The sequence below is a fragment of the Pseudomonas sp. Irchel s3b6 genome (genome assembly GCF_900187415.1).
Taxonomy (GTDB): Bacteria; Pseudomonadota; Gammaproteobacteria; order Pseudomonadales; family Pseudomonadaceae; genus Aquipseudomonas.
On sequence record NZ_FYDM01000004.1, the window covers coordinates 113269 to 130265 of the forward strand.

The following is a 16997-nucleotide window of genomic DNA, read 5'->3' on the forward strand; positions in this document are numbered from 1 at the left end:
AGGGTGCAGGTCGATCAGCTGCGCGGCACTCGCCGCCCGGGATGATCGGGGGCCAGTTCGCCGTGTTGCAGCCAGGACAATGCAATGGGCCATAGTGTGGCTTGGTATGGGCTGCGAAAAAAGGCGAAATGTCCGACTTCTTGCTCGCCGATGTCTTCGGGTGCGATTCGCAGGTGGGTGTTGGTACTGCTGGTGAAGTAGCCCAGCAGGCGTTCGATGGCCGGGATTGTACCGTAGGGATCGTCGCTGAGGCTGATAGCTAGGGTTTGCGCAGTCACGGCAGCGAAGGGTAGCTGTCCGGCCCTGGCGTGGATCACGCGGCCGCTGTAGCGCTTCTCGTAGCGGGCGGTGGACAGGCTCCAGTCGCGGACCACGCCGGCAGGCGTATCTTCCAGCCAGCCCAGGCGCTTGCCGGGGAAATAACCCCAGAGCAGCGTGATCAGTGGCATCAGTACATGCCACTTGGCAAGCATGCGCCAGCGATGGGCGGGCGCGTAGTCGCGCCAGTAGGCGAATTGCGCGCCGACGGTCACCAGGCGGCGGATCACGTGCCCTGAGTCCGCCAGGCCCGCCCCACAGCCTCCGAAGCTGTGACCGACCACGTCGATGGGTTGGCCGGGGAATTCGCGCTGGGCACGCTTGAGCATGGCTTCAAAGTCCAGGGCGCCCCAATCGCTCCAGCTCGCTTGCAGTCCTTTGAGCGAAGCCGGCCGCGACTCGCCGATACCCCGGTAGTCATAGGTGATGACGTCGAAGCCATTGGCGAACAGGTAGTCGGCAAAGCGCGAGTAGTGGCGGCAGCGCACGGAGGTGGCGGCATTGATGATGACGACCGCCCGGGAGGCGTCCGCGGTGGCGTGACGCCAGGTGAAACCGCCAAGGGGGAAGTCGTCGGCGGCGGGTTCCTTGAACGGTGCCTTGAGAGGCAACGCCGGCAGCGGTAACTCGATTTGAGTCGGTGCCCTTGAGGGGGTGTCCTGCACATTCATTGGCTTCGGACCTTTGCGGGTAGCTGCCAACGATAGTCTTCCCGTGGGCTGTGAACAATCACCTGCCTCTTTCAGGACTTTCGGTTGAGTAACTGTTCCTCGAGCGCAATCCGTTCCCGATCCAGTTCCGCGCGCAGTTCTTCCTCGCTGGGTAACACCAGTTTGTACTTGCTGGCGAACAGTTGTTCGTTGCCTTGCAGCACCGAATACCGCACGACTGATTCATCTTTCTGTGCGCAGAGAATAATGCCGACGGTAGGCCCGTCGTCCGCCCCACGCTTGAGGTCGTCGTACATGCGCACGTACATGTCCATCTGGCCCACATCCTGGTGGGTCAGTTCGCCGCGCTTGAGGTCGAAGATGACGAAGCACTTGAGCAGGTAGTTGTAGAACACCAGATCGATGTAGAAGTCTTTGCTCTCGGTACTAATGCGTTGTTGGCGGGCGATGAAAGCGAAACCTTTGCCGAGTTCAAGCAGGAAGCCTTGAAGCTGGTTGATCAATGCCTGCTCAAGATCTGTTTCCAGAACCGAGCCGGCATTGGGCAGGCCGAGAAATTCCAGTACCACGGGGTCGCGGACGAAATTCCGAGGGGTGGTCATCAGTCGTTGGGTTTGGGTGGCGGCCTCTTGTTCCACGGCAGAGCGATCGCGGCTTGCCAGTAGGCGTTCGTAGTAGAGCGTGTTGATCTGGCGTTCCAGGGCGCGGGTCGACCAGTTCTGGGTGGCCGATTCGTTCATGTACCAGTGTCGGGCGTGGTCATTGTCAACGCACAAGAGTCTACGGTAGTGGGTCCAGCTCAATTCGGAACGCACTGCGTTCCAAATTGGAAAGGTTTGATAGAAGTCCCTCATGTACCGCAGGTTGCGCTCATCAAAACCTTTTCCAAACTCCGCCATCAGTGCTTTCGCCAGCGTAGATAACAGTTGTTTGCCATACGCGGCGCGTCGGGCACCCTCCTGCTCGAACTCCACAATATGTCGCCCGATCTGCCAGCAGGTTTGCACCTGAGCGGTATCCACTGCACGCAGCACCTTCTGGCGAGCCTGGCGGATCAGTTCGCCAAGATGGCCCAGCAGCGAGGCGAGTTGTGGGTCTTGAGAGTCGGTTTTGATTTGGCTCATGAGTGCTTCCGCGGCTGAAAGAGCAGGCAGGGGAGGGTCTCAGGAGTGGGGTGGTCGATGATGCCGGGCGCGGCTGGTCAGTCGGCAGGAAGTGGCTATCGGATTGGCGGGACCAGGCTGACTGCACCTTATGTCGAGGCAATATCACCTGTAGTCCATTTCGAGGTGAGCCCAAGTACAAATTGATCTAAAACTCGACTCGCCGACAAGAAATCTAAGAAAAGTAACGATTGGGTTCTGCAGAGCCCGGGAGTTGTCATCATGAAGTACGTTCATTCATTCATGTTGCCCCTCGCTGCTGTCGGCTTGCTGATGTTGCCCGTCGTGGTGCAGGCCACCAGTCTTGAACCGATAGACAGCGCTGGCGTGCAAGTCCAGCCGCAACAGCAAAACGGGATTACCTACCTGTCGGGCGGTATCGGCCTGGACGAGTCCAAAAGCATTCAGCAAACGCAGGGCTACAACCTGCACATGACATTCGCCGTCGGTGCGCAGAACGAATACACGGCTGACGTCGATGTGCTTATTCAAAAAGCCCCAGGGCAGACCGTACTGACTCTGAACGAGGCAGGTCCCCTGGTTTACGTGAAACTGCCTGCGGGCAAGTACTCGGTCATCGCCTCGCGTAATGGCCAGGAACGGCGAGATGTTGCGGACATCGGCACGGGTGGTGCTGCACGCAATCTGGTCTTCCACTGGGATGACGCTCAGTAGGTGCCTTGGTGATGTCGCCCACCGAGAGACAGGCAGTATGACCCCAGCGGGATCATGCCGCCTGTCTCAAGTTTTCGCTGCGAACAGGGCCTTGGTGCTCACACCCGAAGGTTCGGGGCTTGGCTATTGGCCCTTAGCCGTGGCGTGATTGTTCGATCAACTCTCCCCCGGAATCTTTTTTCAACAACTCATACAGCACGGTCATAAATACGTCACGGGTTGCAAGACGTTGATTCTGGACTACTTGAGGCACTACGGCTCAGCCTCCCGCGACGAACTGGTCACCTTGATCCTAGACAAACTTTCAGACGCATTAGACGAGAAGCAGAGGCAGAACAAATTCCGCAACCTGCTCAATGCGATGTCGACACGCGATAAAACCATTGAAAAATCAGGTGGTTTGCACAAAGGCCGATGGATGCTGAAACCCTCTGGAAACGACTCTATCTAGACAAACTCTAGACAAACTCTCCCCCGCTCAAACCGGGCTCCAAATTTAGCTGTAAAGGATCGCGCATGTCCCACATCCGCCACGAATGTGAACTGGAACGCCACATCATTGAACAACTGGCTGATTGCGGCTGCCCTTCAGGGCGGTGAACTGCGTGCGCACCTTGTCACGGGTAGGCTCCAGCACGCATTCCAGCCGACGCAGCACAGTGAACGGCAGGATGATACGACCGAACTCCGATTGCCTGAAGTCACCACGCAATACGTCTGCTACGTTCCAGATGAAATCGGCCAGGTTTTGCTGGTTCACAGGTGTTCCTCTCAATGCATGCGAGCGCCGGCAATGACCGGCACGGGCCGTGCAGCAAGGGAGGGCGTAAAGCGGGCTAACCCGGCTGGAGAACGATCATCACTGTGCAGCAAGGCCCTGAAAAGGCGAGTCGCCATCAGGCGAATGGCAGGGCCTTGGTTGATTACGTGTCAGCTCTTTTTTTGGGCACTGCAAGTCTGATGGAGAGGATTGTGCTGCTGGGGATTTTCACTTTGATCTCGTGATCTGCAATTTGCCACTTGATGACGGAAAGACCTCCCATCGACCAGATTACGTGGACATCATTCAACGCACAGTCGTCTTTGACGCCGTAGCCCTCTATGGCTTTGTATTTTTCGCAGAGGTCGCTGCTCAGCAGTACTTGTTCTGCCTGGTAGTTGCCTAGCCCCAATGTGTTGACGATTTTGTCCGGAAGCGCACTCCAGGTGTTGGTCCATAGCATCAACATGATGGCAAGTAGCGGGCTGACGATGAGTACATAGCGCTGGCTTTTTCTGATCACCGCAGCGATTGCGGTAAATATCGACAGGGAGGCAAGAAAGCAAAGGCCCATGAACGGATAGTCACCCATGGTTTCGGCCACCTCAGGGACGCCCTTGTCCATCGCTAGTGCGGACAAAAGCGCTACGAGATTGCCGATGGAAAATACCAGGAACGCAGTGATGGTGAACTTCAGCCAACTGTAGGGCGGTAGCTCGTAGTTCTTTTGCAGGGACCAGCCGAACACAAGGCCGGTTAGTGCGGGACCAGTCAGCAAGCCGATGGTATAGGCGCTACCGTCATTAGAAAAAAAGTAGATAGCCATCCACAAAATGGTCAGGCAGCAGAATCCGGGCGCAAAGAAATAGCGGTTGATCAGGCTCCGATCCAAATTTTCTTTGGGGGAGTTGTTGTTAATTCGATACTCCAGCTCTTTACGTACGGGCTTGTCGCTGAAAAATGCTTCTGACCAGATCCAGCCAGGCGCTGTAAAGCCAAAGCCAATCATCAGGACCATCAGGCTGCCCATGAGTGCTGCCGCTGCCAGAAGCGATACGAAACTGAATAGGTCGAAATCGGGATAGAAGTGGTTTTGGCAGAAATAGATCAGGAAGATCAAGAAACCAAACGCCAGTGACGCAATGTGGAAAAGCTTCCAGTTGTGCTTTTCGATGAAATCGAAAACTTTGTCCAGCAACCGAAATTGCGATTCGCCAGCTTGAGCTTTGTGACCTTTGGGTGGGTTGCCAGGGGTTTGCATATCCATGCGTGTGATTCGTCCTTGTGGGATTTCGAGCAGTTTTGTTGATTTCACTTTCCTACAGGCATAAAAAAACCCTGAATCTTGCGATTCAGGGTTTTCGGTATTTGGTGCCCAGAGACGGAATCGAACCGCCGACACGGGGATTTTCAATCCCCTGCTCTACCGACTGAGCTATCTGGGCAACGGGGCGCATTAAACGGGTTTTTCAGGGGGTCGTCAAGCAAGTTTTCAAAAAAATTTTAATTATTACCGTCGCTTACGATCCAACCCCCGTTTTTACGGGGTTATTCTGCAGGTGGAACGTAGCCTTCGGCCTTGGCGTAATCCTCGCCGCAGAAGAACTTGTCCATTTCGCCCTGAAGATATTTACGGTCTTCAGCGTTCATCATGTTCAGGCGTTTTTCGTTAATCAGCAGGGTCTGGTGTTTTTGCCAGTCGGCCCAAGCCTTGGCCGAGACGTGGTCAAAAATGTCCTGACCCTTGGCGCCCGGGAATGGAGCGCGCTCCAGGGCGGGCAATTCTTCTTTGTACTTGCGGCACATGATGGTGCGGGTCATGACGACTCTCCTGCGTTCAATACGTCGGCCGCGCGCTTGAGCAGTTTCTTCACCGGGGCGGCAAGGCCCAGGCGCGGCGGGGTGGCGAGGTTATACCAGAGCCAGTCGGCCTCGGCCACGTGATGGCCGGTCTCCTGGACCTGGACCAGCCAGGGTTCGATGGCCAGTTGGAAATGGCTGAAGGTGTGGACCAGGCTGGGCAGTTCGGTGTGCTGGCCCAGTTCCAGCGCGTGTTGCAAGGCCAGATGTTCCAGGTCGCCGAGGTCATCGAGCTCCGGCAGGCTCCACAAACCGCCCCACAAGCCCGTGGAAGGGCGCCGGTAAAGCAGGATGGCGCCGTCGCGGTTGGCCAGCAGCGGCATCAGCGTGCGCTTCTGTGGCACGCTCTTGCGCGGTTTGGGGATCGGGTAGCGTGTCTCCAGGCCAAGCATGTGCGCCTCACAGCCCTTTTCCAGCGGGCACAGCATGCAACTTGGCTTGCTGCGGGTGCAGAGGGTGGCGCCCATGTCCATCATCGCCTGGGTGTAGGCGTTGACGCGGCTCTGGGGGGTAAAGCGCTCTGCGGTGGCCCACAGCTGCTTGGCGACCTTGGGTTCGCCCGGGTAGCCCTCTTGCGCGGTAAAGCGTGCCAGCACCCGCTTGACGTTGCCGTCGAGGATTGGTGCGCGCAGGCCCATGCTCAGGCTGGCGATGGCGCCGGCAGTGGACAGGCCGATACCGGGCAGGTCGGTGAGTTTCTCCACGTCGCGTGGAAACTCGCCAGCGTACTCGGCCACCACGATTTTCGCGGTCTTTTGCAGGTTGCGGGCGCGGGTGTAGTAACCCAGCCCGGTCCACAGGTGCAGCACTTCGTCTTCCGGCGCGGCCGCCAGGGCTTCGACCGTTGGCAGCGAGGCCATGAAGCGGTCGAAGTAGTTCAGTACCGTGCTGACCTGGGTCTGCTGCAACATGATTTCCGAAACCCACACCCGATACGGGGTGATGCCCTGTTGCCAGGGCAAGTCGTGGCGTCCGTGGCGGTCGTACCAGTCCAGTACCGCGGTTGAAAACTGCTCGGCTCTCATCGCTTGAACAGCCCCTTGAGTGCGTCTTTCAGTTCTGGGCTGACTTTGTCGCCAAGCTTCTCATCGATTTTGTCACTGAGCTTGTTGCCGGCCAGTTTGCTGGCGACCTGGCCGAGGCGCTCGTTGTCCAGGCGGCAAGCCTTGGCTCCGAGTTCCAGCGGGCCACGGCAGCGCAGCGGCCATTCGATGCCGGCGAACTTTTCGCTAACCTGGCAGGCCGGGTCCGGCATGTCGCTCTTGTCGCCCTCGACGATGATGCCCACGCGATAGTCCATGCCCAGCACGCGCAGGTCGACGTCGCCGTTACCGTTGACGGTCATGCCCGGGATGCGCACTTTCAGGTCCGGGTTGCTGGCCACGCCATTGCGCACGGTCAGGTTGCCCTTGAGCTCCTGGAAGGGGGTGTCCTTGCCTCGCGGCTCGCCGCTGAGGGTTTTGCGGTTCAGGGTGGCGATGCCTTTGCACAACTGCTGTTCAAGGTTGGCATTGAGCAGTACGCCGTCGTTGATCACAAAGCCGGCCGTACCGTTGAGGCTGTCGATCAGGGTCTTCTGGCTGTTGCCGTTGGCGGTCAGGTTGCTGTTGAGCGTGACCAGGCCTTTGACCGGCGGGTTCTTGCCCTGGCTTTCGAGGATTTTTTCCGCGGGTACCCGGCTGATTGCCGTTTGCATGCTCAGCGCGGGCACAGGTTGACGCACGTCGAGCGTGCCCTTGGCGTTGAATGTGCCGTTGTACAGCTCGCCGCTCAGGTTCTGCAGGGTCAGCAGGCCACCCTGGCCGCTGGCTTTCAGTGCGGCATTCTGGATCGGCAGCTTGTCGAGGGTCAGTTGGCCAAAGGTCAGGTCGGCGTCCAGGTCCAGCTTGCTCAGGCGTTCCGCCGGAATCAGCTTGTCGTTGCTCCAGGCGCCTTTGGTGGGGGCATTGGGCAGTGACGTGTTGCCCGCGCCGGCCATGGCGTCAGCTTCGGTGCTGCTGACTTCCGACTTGCGCGCCACGGCCGCACTGTTGGCTTCGGCGGATTTTGGCGGCAGGTAGCGATCGGCATTGAAGGTATCGCCCTTGAGCTGCACGCGCAGCGCTTGCCTGGCGAAATCCTCGACGGCGATGCGGCCGCTGAAAGTGCTGTCATCGAGTTTCAGGTTGATGTTGTCCAGCGACAGGCTGGTCGGCGTGCCCGCCAGGCGGCTGACCAGTTCGACTTTGCTCAGGCTGCCTTCGGCCATGGCCGGGAGTTTTTGCCCGATGCTGTCGACGAATTTTGCCAGGTCGAACTGGGCGATCGACAGGCCGCCGCTGATTTGCGGCGTCTTGTCCAGGTCGTTGACCTTCAGCTCACCCAAAGCGCGCAGTTGGTTGGCAGACAGCTTGATGCCGGTCCATTCGGCGACGTTGGCCGCTTTATCCAGGAGTAATTGGCCTTGTGCGCCAAAGGTCACGGTCTTGCCTTGCAGGGGCTCGCCAGTGAGTTCGCCCGTCAGCTTCATGTCTTCGAACTTGTAGCGCTGCAGGGCGCGCTCGAAGCGCAGTTCGCCGTTGAGTTCGGTACGGACCCGCAGAACCGGCTGGTTGCTGGCCAGAAAGGCGGTCAGCTTGACCTTGATGTTGGTCGCATCGTGCACCGGGCCGGTGCTCAGTTGGATGCTCTCGGCACTGAACTGCTTGCCGGTGCGCTCATCGGTGTATTCGACCCGGGCGTTGTTCACGGTCAGGCTGTCGATGTCGAGGCGCATCGGTTGGGCAGGTTTTTCCACTGCGGCCGGGGTTTGGCTGACCGGCTCGCTGCTGCCCGCCGGTGAGTCAGGTTTGCCGGCCACTGGCACGGGTTTGCCAATGTCTTCCCAGTTACCGTGGCCGTCCTTGTCGCGATTCAGGCGCAGGTTCAGGCCTTCGACGCGGACGTCGCTCATCTGCACTTCGCGACGCAACAGCGGCAAGACCCGCACCGACAGGCCGAGCATTTGCAGGTCGGCGAAGGGAGCGGTGGGGTTGGCCAGGGTGGCAACGCTGGCTTCATGCAGTTCAAGGCCGAGCCAGGGGAACAGGCTCCAGCCGATATCGCCATTGAGCGTCAGCTCGATGTGGGCCTTGTCGCGGGCAATCTGGCGTATCTCTTCTTTGTAGTCGTTGGGATCGAAGAAGTGGGTCAGGGCAAAGCCCAGGGCCACAATGATCAGCAACAGCCCGAGAAGTACCAGACCCAGGATTTTGCCGAACGCTTTCATGGGCGAGTCCTTGTAGAGAGTCAAATTCGAAATTTAGCCGGGGAGTATAGCGCCCGGAAACTGACGACTGGTCAGTGATCGCGTTTAGATCGGGTCCAGCGGCAGCTTGAGTTTGGCAGCCAGCGCCTGGGCTTCAAGGTGCCCAGCAGGGGCCAGCAAGTGCAGTTCGGCCCCGGCCCGCTCAGCCATTGCCTGCGCTTCGCACACCAGTCGTTCAGCCACACCACGGCGACGGGTGACTTTTCGCACGCACAATTGCGACAGTTGCCAGGTGTTCGAGTGCCGTTCCAGGCGCGCCGCACCGAGTAACCGGTCATTGAAGCGGCCGGCGATCAGTGTGCCATCAAGCAGGCTGTCTTCGATCAGTTGCGCGGCGCCGTCGAACGGTGCAAACAGCCAATGGGGTGCATCGTGGTAAATCTTCTGTAGATCCTGCTGATCCTGATAGCTGGGGTCGCGCAATGATTCAACGACGATGGGCATGGGGGTTTCCTTTGAAAGAGCGCGCCGGGTCGTGCGGCCGGCGGGTGGCGGGGTGCTTGCCGTGCAATCGGGACAGATGGCCCATAAGGGCGGTATCAGTCTGGCTTTTCTGTTGCGGGCAAATGGTAACCTCTGCCCGTTCGTTCGTCCCTCTGCGACCCATTGTCGCCCCCTGTGGGGCTTCACTCAACAAAACGGCCATGCCTGCGTGCAACGAGGTCGTGACTGAAAGGTCGCCTGACTCTGTGGGAGAGATCCCAGCGCTTGTACTGACATGTATATCCCCGCAGGCATTGGGTTCAGCCCGTCAGGGATATCACCTCGCGTGTTTCTGTTTGCCGCTCGCGTGCCTATAATGGCTGCCTTTTTCGCCCAATGATTTTGCGGAGCTGGTGATGGCCGAACGTAAGGCGTCCGTCGAGCGCGACACTCTGGAAACCCAGATCAAAGCCTCGATCAACCTGGATGGCACCGGAAAGGCCCGATTCAATATCGGTGTTCCCTTCCTTGAGCACATGCTGGACCAGATCGCCCGTCACGGGTTGATCGACCTGGATATCGAGAGCAAGGGCGACCTGCATATCGACGACCACCATACGGTGGAAGACGTCGGTATCACCCTGGGTCAGGCCTTCACCAAAGCCATTGGCGACAAGAAAGGCATCCGTCGCTACGGTCATGCCTACGTGCCGCTCGATGAAGCGCTGTCGCGTGTGGTGATCGACTTCTCCGGCCGTCCAGGCCTGCAGATGCATGTTCCCTATACCCGCGCGACGGTCGGCGGCTTCGACGTTGATTTGTTCCAGGAATTTTTCCAGGGCTTCGTCAACCACGCCAACGTGACCTTGCACATCGACAATCTGCGTGGGCACAACACCCACCACCAGATCGAAACCGTGTTCAAGGCCTTTGGCCGTGCATTGCGCATGGCCGTTGAGCTGGATGACCGCATGGCCGGGCAAATGCCGTCGACCAAGGGCGTTCTGTAATGCAGACGGTCGCGGTTATCGATTACGGCATGGGCAACCTGCACTCGGTGGCCAAGGCCCTTGAGCATGTAGGGGCCGGCAAGGTGCTGATCACCAGCGATGCCAATGTGATTCGCGAAGCCGACCGGGTGGTTTTCCCCGGTGTCGGCGCGATTCGCGATTGCATGGCGGAGATCCGGCGCCTGGGCTTCGACTCGCTGGTGCGTGAAGTCAGCCAGGACCGTCCGTTCCTCGGCATCTGCGTGGGCATGCAAGCCTTGCTTGAGCACAGTGAAGAGAACGACGGCGTCGACTGCATCGGTCTGTTCCCGGGCCAGGTGAAGTTCTTCGGCAAAGGCCTGATCGAGGACGGCGAACACCTCAAAGTCCCTCACATGGGCTGGAACGAAGTGAAGCAGACGGTGGATCACCCGCTGTGGCACAACATTTCGGACCTGGCGCGCTTCTACTTTGTGCACAGCTACTACATCGCCGCCGGTAATCCGCGCCAAGTGGTGGGTGGCGGTCACTACGGTGTCGACTTTGCCGCGGCGCTGGCCGAAGGCTCGCGTTTTGCCGTGCAGTTCCACCCGGAGAAGAGCCATACCCATGGCCTGCAGTTGCTGCAGAACTTCGCGGCGTGGGACGGTCGCTGGTAAATGGCAGTCAAGAAGAAGCCGCCGATCCTGACCCTCACCCCCGAGCAGGAGAGCGAGGCCAATCGCAAGATCAAGCGTTTCATGGAAGATCGCTTTGAACTCGACCTGGGTTCGTTCGAGGCAGCCGAGATTCTTGAGTTGTTTACCCGCGAAATTGCTCCGCACTATTACAACAGGGCGATTTTCGATGTGCAGGCACACCTCAAAGAGAGGTTTGAAAGCATCGAAAGCGACCTGTGGGCGCTCGAGAAGAACTGATTTCCGAGCCAAGCTGAACATTCAATTTTGAAGGTTTGCCAGATGCTGATTATTCCCGCTATCGATCTCAAAGACGGTGCCTGTGTTCGTCTGCGCCAGGGCCGCATGGAAGATTCCACGGTGTTCTCCGATGACCCGGTGAGCATGGCTGCCAAGTGGGTGGAGGGCGGTTGCCGTCGTCTGCATCTGGTCGACCTGAACGGCGCCTTCGAAGGCCAGCCAGTCAACGGCGAAGTTGTCACCGCCATTGCCAAGCGCTACCCGAACCTGCCGATCCAGATCGGCGGCGGCATTCGCTCGCTGGAAACCATCGAGCACTACGTCAAGGCTGGCGTGAGCTACGTGATCATCGGCACCAAAGCGGTGAAAGATCCGGCTTTTGTTGCCGAAGCCTGCCGTGCGTTCCCGGGCAAGGTAATCGTCGGCCTGGATGCCAAGGACGGCTTCGTTGCTACCGATGGCTGGGCTGAAATCAGCACCGTGCAGGTGATCGACCTGGCCAAGCAGTTCGAAGCCGACGGCGTGTCCGCGATCGTGTACACCGACATCGCCAAAGACGGCATGATGCAAGGCTGCAACGTGTCGTACACGGCAGCACTGGCCGCGGCGACACGGATTCCAGTGATTGCGTCCGGCGGTATCCACAACCTGGGTGACATCAAGTCGCTGCTCGACGCCAAGGCGCCGGGGATCATCGGCGCGATCACCGGCCGGGCGATTTATGAGGGCACTCTGGATGTTGCTGAGGCTCAAGCTTACTGTGATGGCTACGCGGCCAGCTCCAAGCTGTAAGCTGCAAGCTGCAAGTTAAAAGCGCGACCGCGATCCGCTCTTACTTGCAGCTTGTAGCTTGTAGCTTGCAACTCTTAATCGGAGATTAAGTATGGCTCTGGCCAAACGCATCATCCCTTGCCTGGACGTGGACAACGGCCGGGTCGTCAAAGGCGTGAAGTTCGAGAACATCCGTGACGCCGGCGACCCGGTGGAAATTGCCCGTCGCTACGACGAGCAAGGTGCCGACGAAATTACTTTTCTCGACATCACCGCCAGCGTCGATGGCCGCGACACCACGTTGCATACCGTTGAGCGCATGGCCAGCCAGGTGTTCATCCCATTGACCGTGGGCGGTGGCGTGCGCACGGTGCAAGACATCCGCAACCTGCTCAATGCCGGCGCGGACAAGGTCTCGATCAACACCGCCGCCGTGTTCAACCCTGAGTTCGTCGGTGAGGCCGCGCAGCATTTCGGCTCGCAGTGCATCGTCGTTGCCATCGACGCCAAAAAGGTTTCACTGCCGGGCGAAACCCCGCGCTGGGAGATCTTCACCCATGGTGGTCGCAAACCTACCGGGCTGGATGCGGTGGAGTGGGCGAAGAAAATGGAAGGGCTGGGTGCCGGCGAAATCCTGCTGACCAGCATGGACCAGGACGGCATGAAAAACGGCTTCGACCTGGGCGTGACCCGCGCCATCAGTGATGCACTGGGGATCCCGGTGATCGCCTCCGGCGGCGTCGGCAACCTGCAGCACTTGGCCGACGGCATCATCGAAGGCCATGCCAGTGCGGTATTGGCTGCGAGTATTTTCCACTTCGGCGAATACACCGTCCCGGAAGCCAAGGCCTATATGGCGGCACGCGGCATCGTCATTCGGTAAAGGCCGGTGGACAGCATGGCGGGCTCAAGGCAAGCTTGGGCACGCCATGGATTCCGGTAGCCCGACATGCTCAGACGCTTGCTCTTCGTTCTCGCCAGTGCTTCGTTACTGCTTGCCACTGCTGTACAGGCGGCAGAAAAAACCAACCCCGACCTGGTGTTGCTGACGGAAAACTTCCCGCCTTACAACATGGCGAAAAACGGCAAGAACTTCGCTCAGGATGAGAACATCAACGGCATCGCCGTGGATATCGTCCGCGAGATCTGCAAGCGCGCCAACGTCACCTACAGTCTGACACTGCGTTTCCCCTGGGAGCGCATCTACAAACTCGCCCTCGAGAAACCTGGCTATGGCGTATTCGTCATGGCGCGTCTGCCGGACCGCGAGAAACTCTTCAAATGGGTTGGCCCGCTGGGACCGGACGACTGGATCATGCTGGCCAAGGCCGATAGCAAGATCGTTCTGGAGTCCCTGGAGCAGGCGCGCAAATACAAGATAGGTGCCTACAAGGGCGATGCGATTGCCCAAACCCTGTCCAAGCAAGGCATGGCACCGATCGTGGTGCTGCGCGATCAGGACAATGCGAAGAAGCTGGTCAACGGCCAGATCGATTTGTGGGCCACTGGCGACCCCGCGGGGCGTTACCTGGCGCGTCAGGAAGGCGTGACCGGCCTCAAGACCGTGCTGCGGTTCAACAGTGCCGAGCTGTACCTGGCGCTGAACAAGGACGTGCCGGACGAGGTGGTCGCCAGGCTTCAGGCCGCGCTGGATGAGCTGCGCAAGGAAGGTGGGGTGGACGACATCATGGCGCGGTATCTGTAGGCTTCAATGATTGTTCCACACAGAGCGTGGGAGCGATCTGAATCAGCGGTAAACCCCATCCTTCCCGTGCCCGGCCATCGCCTTGTTGCCGCGTACGCTGATCATCTGCCTGATATCAATCCAGTCGATGCCCTGGGCCTTGAGCCTGGGCAGCTCGCGCTCCAGCACTGCCAGGGTCTGGGGGTAAGGGTGGCCGATCATTACCGCTGAACCCTGCTTGCGCGCCAGGTTGATGGCGGTTTGCAGTTGCGCGTAGATCGCCGCCTCGGTGCGTTCGTCATCGAGGAACACATCCCGCGACACGCTGGCCAACCCGATCTTCTGTGCCTCGGCAGCGGCAACGGTCTGCGCGCTGGTACGGCTGTCCACAAAGAATTTGTGCCGCTGCTGCAGCTCGGCCATCAACCAGGTCATGGCCGGTCGCTGGGCGGTCATGCGGCTGCCCATGTGGTTGTTGATGCCGGCGGTGTAAGGCACGGCCTTGAACGCTGCGTTCAGGCGTTTCTCAAGCTCTTCAACGGGCGGTTCGGGGTGCCAGGCGAACGGGCCGGTGGCCGGGTCCATGGGCATGTGCAGGATGACGATCTTACCGGCGCGGTGGGCTTCCCGGGCAAATTCGGCGGCGTGGGGGGTGTCGGGCATGATGGCGGTGGTCACCGGGCCGGGTAGCGCCAGCACGCGACGATCACGGGGCAGGTTCTGCCCCAGGTCATCGATGATCAGGCTCAGGTAAGCCTTGTGTGGTGTTGAGTCGGGCAGGGCGGGCGCCGCGTGAACAGCACCCGCCAGGCAGCACAACAGCCCCAGCCATAACCGCCAGCGCATATCAGCGACTGCGGGTGATGCTCAGGCCTTTGAGCAGGCTCAGCGCCTGGGCCAGTTGGTAGTCGTCATCCTGCGGCATCGGCTTGGCCTTGGCGCCCGTACGGCTTGGCTTGTCGGCGCCGCCGTTGCCATTGCCCAGGTGACCTTGCAGGTCGGCTTCCTTGAAGTACTCGCCGTCCTGCTCGCTGGTGATCTTGGCTTTGCGTACTTCGATGTCCGGGACGATACCCTGGGCCTGGATCGAGCGCCCGTTCGGGGTGAAGTACAGCGCGGTGGTGATCTTCAGCGCACGGTCATTGTTCAGTGGCAGTACGGTTTGCACCGAGCCTTTACCGAAGCTGGTGGTGCCCATCACGACCGCGCGTTTTTGATCCTGCAGGGCACCGGCGACAATTTCCGAGGCCGAGGCGCTGCCGCCGTTGATCAGTACGACCAGCGGTACCGCTTCGCTTTCATCCTTGCCCGTGGCCGAGAAGCGCAACTCGGAGTTGGCGATGCGGCCCTTGGTGTAAACGATCAGGCCTTTGGTGATGAAGTGGTCGACCACCTCCACCGCCGATTGCAGCACGCCGCCCGGGTTGTTACGCAGGTCGAGCACAATGCCTTTGAGCTTCTTGCCGTTTTCCTTGCGTAGCTTGGCCAGGGCCTGAGAGACCTCTTCGCCGGTCTTGACCTGGAACTGGGTGATGCGGATGTAGCCGTAGCCCGACTCCAGCAACTGGGCCTTCACGCTTTTGACCTGGATGGTCGCGCGGGTCAGGGTGACGTCAAACGGAGTGCCGCCGTCGCGCACCAAGGTCAGGGTGATCTTCTCGCCGATCTTGCCGCGCATCTTGTCCACGGCTTCGGTCATGCTCTGGCCGCGAGTGGGCTGGCCGTTGATCTTGACGATGAAGTCGCCAGCCTGGATGCCGGCCTTTGAAGCAGGGGTGTCATCGATGGGCGATACGACTTTGATGAAGCCGTCTTCGGCGCCGATTTCGATGCCCAGGCCGCCGAACTCGCCACTGGTGCTTTCCTGCAGGTCGGCGAAGTCTTCCGGTCCCAGGTAGGCCGAGTGCGGGTCGAGGTTGCCGAGCATGCCCTTGATGGCATTTTCCAGCAGCGTCTTGTCATCGACTGGTTCGACGTAGGCCGCCTTGATCCGGTCCATCACCTCGGCGAAGGTACGCAGTTCGTCCAGCGGCAATGGCGCCTTGGTCGTCGCGGCCGAGGCCGACGAGGCAGGTTCAGCGGCAAACGCCAAAGGCGCACCGATCACCAGGGCGATCGTCAGGGCCAGCGAGGTAAGGCGGGACAAATGCAGCATGTCGAACGAACTCCTGAATGAGAGGGTGCGCTTATCCTTGCGCACGGCACCACTGGGCGGGATCACTCGGGTGACCCTGCTGGCGAATGGCAAAATACAGCGCGGGCGTATCCTGGCCGCCACTGTTACCGACAGTGGAGATAGACTCGCCAGCCTTGACCACATCGCCCGCCGACTTAAGCAGGGTCTGATTGTGGCCGTACAAACTCAAATAACCGTTACCGTGGTCGAGAATGACCAACAGGCCCGCGCCACGCAACCAGTCGGCAAACACTACGCGACCACCGTGGACAGCATGGACCTGGCTGCCGGCCGAAGCGCTGATCATCACGCCATCCCACTTGGCCCGGGCATCGTCGCCGCGACTTTCGCCGAAACGTGCCAGCAATCGACCATCAACCGGCCAGGGAAGTTTTCCCCGGGTTGACCCAAAAGGACCACCAAAGGTTTCACCAGAGCTTGAAACCAGTGCGCCGGGCGTTGAGCGGGCGGGTTTGCGTGGGGCATCAGTGGCGTCGGCCTGAGCCTCACGTAAACGCTTTTTTTCAGCTTCCTGCTGGGCGATCAGCGCTTTCTGCCGCGCTTCTTCTGCCTCCCTGGCCTGGCGCGCCAGGGTTTCCTCGATGGTTTTGAGTACTTTGGACAGGTCGGCCTGGTCCTGCTCGCGGGCTTGCAGCTTCTGGTCGCGGGCTTTCACGTCGCTGTTGAGCTTGGCCAGGACTTGCTGACGTTCCTTGCGGACTTTCTCGAGTTCGTCGCGCTGGCTGTCCAGGCTGCTTTTCTGTACCAGCAACTGGGCTTGTTGCAGGGCTATATCCTGCTCGACGTTGGCCAGTTGGCGCAGGGTTTCGTTGAAGTTCTTCAGCTGTTCCAGGCGGGCCTGGCTCAGGTAGTCGTAATAGGTGAGGGTGCGCGCGAATTTCTCGGGGTTCTGCTGGTTGAGCAGCAGCTTGAGATACTCCTGGCGGCCGTTCTGGTAGGCCGCGCGAGCCTGGGTGGCAATCAGTTGTTGCTGTTCAGTGCGCGCGCTCTGGAGTTTTTTTTTCTCGGTATCGAGTCGCTGCAGCTCGGATTCGCTCTTTTTCATCTCTTTTTGCAGGGCATCGACCTGCTTCTCGAGCTTGCCCATCTCGGTCTCGGTGCCCTTGAGGTCTTTCTGCACGCCGGACTTTTCTTCCTGCAGCTTGCCCAGCAGTTTTTTCAGCTCGGCAATGTCCTGACGCGTAGCGTCCAACTGTTGTTGGGTTTGTGCGCGCTCGTCAGCAAAAGCCGGTTGGAGCAGGCAGGTCAGGGCGAGGGCAATCAGGACGCGTAGCATAGAGGCG

18 protein-coding genes, 1 tRNA gene and 1 pseudogene are annotated in these 16997 nt (G+C 59.5%); 8 read left to right on the forward strand and 12 right to left on the reverse strand.

The genetic code is table 11. The features are described from left to right. Positions 1-14: 14 nt before the first annotated feature. Together CKW07_RS08940 and CKW07_RS08945 are read right to left on the reverse strand one after the other, a co-directional pair. Positions 15-989, reverse strand: coding sequence for an alpha/beta fold hydrolase (locus CKW07_RS08940; protein ID WP_095144568.1), 975 nt, complete (start codon positions 987-989; stop codon positions 15-17). A 71-nt stretch (positions 990-1060) separates the two neighbouring features. Continuing rightward, positions 1061-2113, reverse strand: coding sequence for a YhcG family protein (locus CKW07_RS08945; RefSeq protein WP_095144569.1), 1053 nt, complete (start codon positions 2111-2113; stop codon positions 1061-1063). Between the two features lie 261 nt (positions 2114-2374). Here CKW07_RS08945 and CKW07_RS08950 point away from each other — a divergent pair, with 261 nt between their 5' ends. Further along, positions 2375-2827 carry a hypothetical protein gene (locus CKW07_RS08950; RefSeq protein WP_095144570.1) on the forward strand — a complete coding sequence of 151 codons (453 nt, stop codon included), beginning with the start codon at positions 2375-2377 and terminating at the stop codon, positions 2825-2827. A gap of 148 nt (positions 2828-2975) precedes the next feature. Further along, complete coding sequence (locus tag CKW07_RS08955) at positions 2976-3278, forward strand: hypothetical protein (RefSeq protein WP_256577035.1); 303 nt, start codon at positions 2976-2978, stop codon at positions 3276-3278. Positions 3279-3410: 132 nt separating this feature from the next. On the opposite strand, the pseudogene CKW07_RS08960 reads toward CKW07_RS08955, so the two are convergent. From CKW07_RS08960 to CKW07_RS08990, 7 genes and pseudogenes are all read right to left on the reverse strand, one after another. Next, a pseudogene (locus tag CKW07_RS08960) lies at positions 3411-3587 on the reverse strand (type I restriction-modification system subunit M N-terminal domain-containing protein); the annotation flags it as partial. A gap of 163 nt (positions 3588-3750) precedes the next feature. Continuing rightward, the gene (locus tag CKW07_RS08965) at positions 3751-4854 is read right to left on the reverse strand and encodes a hypothetical protein (protein ID WP_095144571.1); all 1104 of its coding nucleotides are present in this window, start codon (positions 4852-4854) and stop codon (positions 3751-3753) included. Between the two features lie 102 nt (positions 4855-4956). Next, positions 4957-5032: transfer RNA gene (locus CKW07_RS08970), tRNA-Phe, on the reverse strand. Between the two features lie 103 nt (positions 5033-5135). Beyond that, positions 5136-5408 (reverse strand): oxidative damage protection protein, encoded by a 273-nt coding sequence (locus CKW07_RS08975; protein WP_095144572.1) that lies wholly within the window; start codon positions 5406-5408, stop codon positions 5136-5138. Further along, on the reverse strand, positions 5405-6472 hold the full coding sequence (gene mutY / locus CKW07_RS08980; protein ID WP_095144573.1) for an A/G-specific adenine glycosylase: 1068 nt from the start codon (positions 6470-6472) through the stop codon (positions 5405-5407). Before mutY ends, CKW07_RS08975 begins: the two co-directional genes overlap by 4 nt. Then, a complete protein-coding gene (locus tag CKW07_RS08985; protein WP_095144574.1) occupies positions 6469-8694 on the reverse strand; it encodes an AsmA family protein in 2226 nt (741 codons plus the stop codon). The genes mutY and CKW07_RS08985 overlap by 4 nt, the downstream gene beginning before the upstream one ends. Before the next feature lie 84 nt (positions 8695-8778). Next, positions 8779-9177 carry an acetyl-CoA sensor PanZ family protein gene (locus CKW07_RS08990; protein ID WP_095144575.1) on the reverse strand — a complete coding sequence of 133 codons (399 nt, stop codon included), beginning with the start codon at positions 9175-9177 and terminating at the stop codon, positions 8779-8781. Positions 9178-9572: 395 nt separating this feature from the next. Here CKW07_RS08990 and hisB point away from each other — a divergent pair, with 395 nt between their 5' ends. The 6 genes from hisB (at position 9573) to CKW07_RS09020 (ending at position 13538) form a co-directional block, all read left to right on the forward strand. Beyond that, positions 9573-10166, forward strand: coding sequence for an imidazoleglycerol-phosphate dehydratase HisB (hisB, locus tag CKW07_RS08995; protein WP_095077941.1), 594 nt, complete (start codon positions 9573-9575; stop codon positions 10164-10166). Beyond that, complete coding sequence (gene hisH / locus CKW07_RS09000) at positions 10166-10804, forward strand: imidazole glycerol phosphate synthase subunit HisH (protein ID WP_095077942.1); 639 nt, start codon at positions 10166-10168, stop codon at positions 10802-10804. The genes hisB and hisH overlap by 1 nt, the downstream gene beginning before the upstream one ends. Further along, on the forward strand, positions 10805-11062 hold the full coding sequence (locus tag CKW07_RS09005) for a DUF2164 domain-containing protein (RefSeq protein WP_007989200.1): 258 nt from the start codon (positions 10805-10807) through the stop codon (positions 11060-11062). A 42-nt stretch (positions 11063-11104) separates the two neighbouring features. Then, positions 11105-11854 (forward strand): 1-(5-phosphoribosyl)-5-[(5-phosphoribosylamino)methylideneamino]imidazole-4-carboxamide isomerase, encoded by a 750-nt coding sequence (gene hisA, locus CKW07_RS09010; RefSeq protein WP_095144576.1) that lies wholly within the window; start codon positions 11105-11107, stop codon positions 11852-11854. A 91-nt stretch (positions 11855-11945) separates the two neighbouring features. Beyond that, positions 11946-12716 (forward strand): imidazole glycerol phosphate synthase subunit HisF, encoded by a 771-nt coding sequence (hisF, locus tag CKW07_RS09015; protein WP_095144577.1) that lies wholly within the window; start codon positions 11946-11948, stop codon positions 12714-12716. A gap of 66 nt (positions 12717-12782) precedes the next feature. Continuing rightward, positions 12783-13538 carry an ABC transporter substrate-binding protein gene (locus CKW07_RS09020; RefSeq protein WP_095144578.1) on the forward strand — a complete coding sequence of 252 codons (756 nt, stop codon included), beginning with the start codon at positions 12783-12785 and terminating at the stop codon, positions 13536-13538. A gap of 42 nt (positions 13539-13580) precedes the next feature. On the opposite strand, the gene CKW07_RS09025 is transcribed toward CKW07_RS09020, so the two are convergent. From CKW07_RS09025 to CKW07_RS09035, 3 genes are read right to left on the reverse strand one after another with little or no spacing between them, the layout of a single operon-like run. Beyond that, on the reverse strand, positions 13581-14363 hold the full coding sequence (locus tag CKW07_RS09025; RefSeq protein ID WP_095144579.1) for a divergent polysaccharide deacetylase family protein: 783 nt from the start codon (positions 14361-14363) through the stop codon (positions 13581-13583). A gap of 1 nt (position 14364) precedes the next feature. Beyond that, on the reverse strand, positions 14365-15672 hold the full coding sequence (locus CKW07_RS09030; RefSeq protein WP_095144580.1) for a S41 family peptidase: 1308 nt from the start codon (positions 15670-15672) through the stop codon (positions 14365-14367). A gap of 31 nt (positions 15673-15703) precedes the next feature. Next, positions 15704-16990: a murein hydrolase activator EnvC gene (locus CKW07_RS09035; protein ID WP_095144581.1), complete on the reverse strand. Its 1287-nt coding sequence runs from the start codon at positions 16988-16990 to the stop codon at positions 15704-15706. Positions 16991-16997 lie beyond the last annotated feature (7 nt).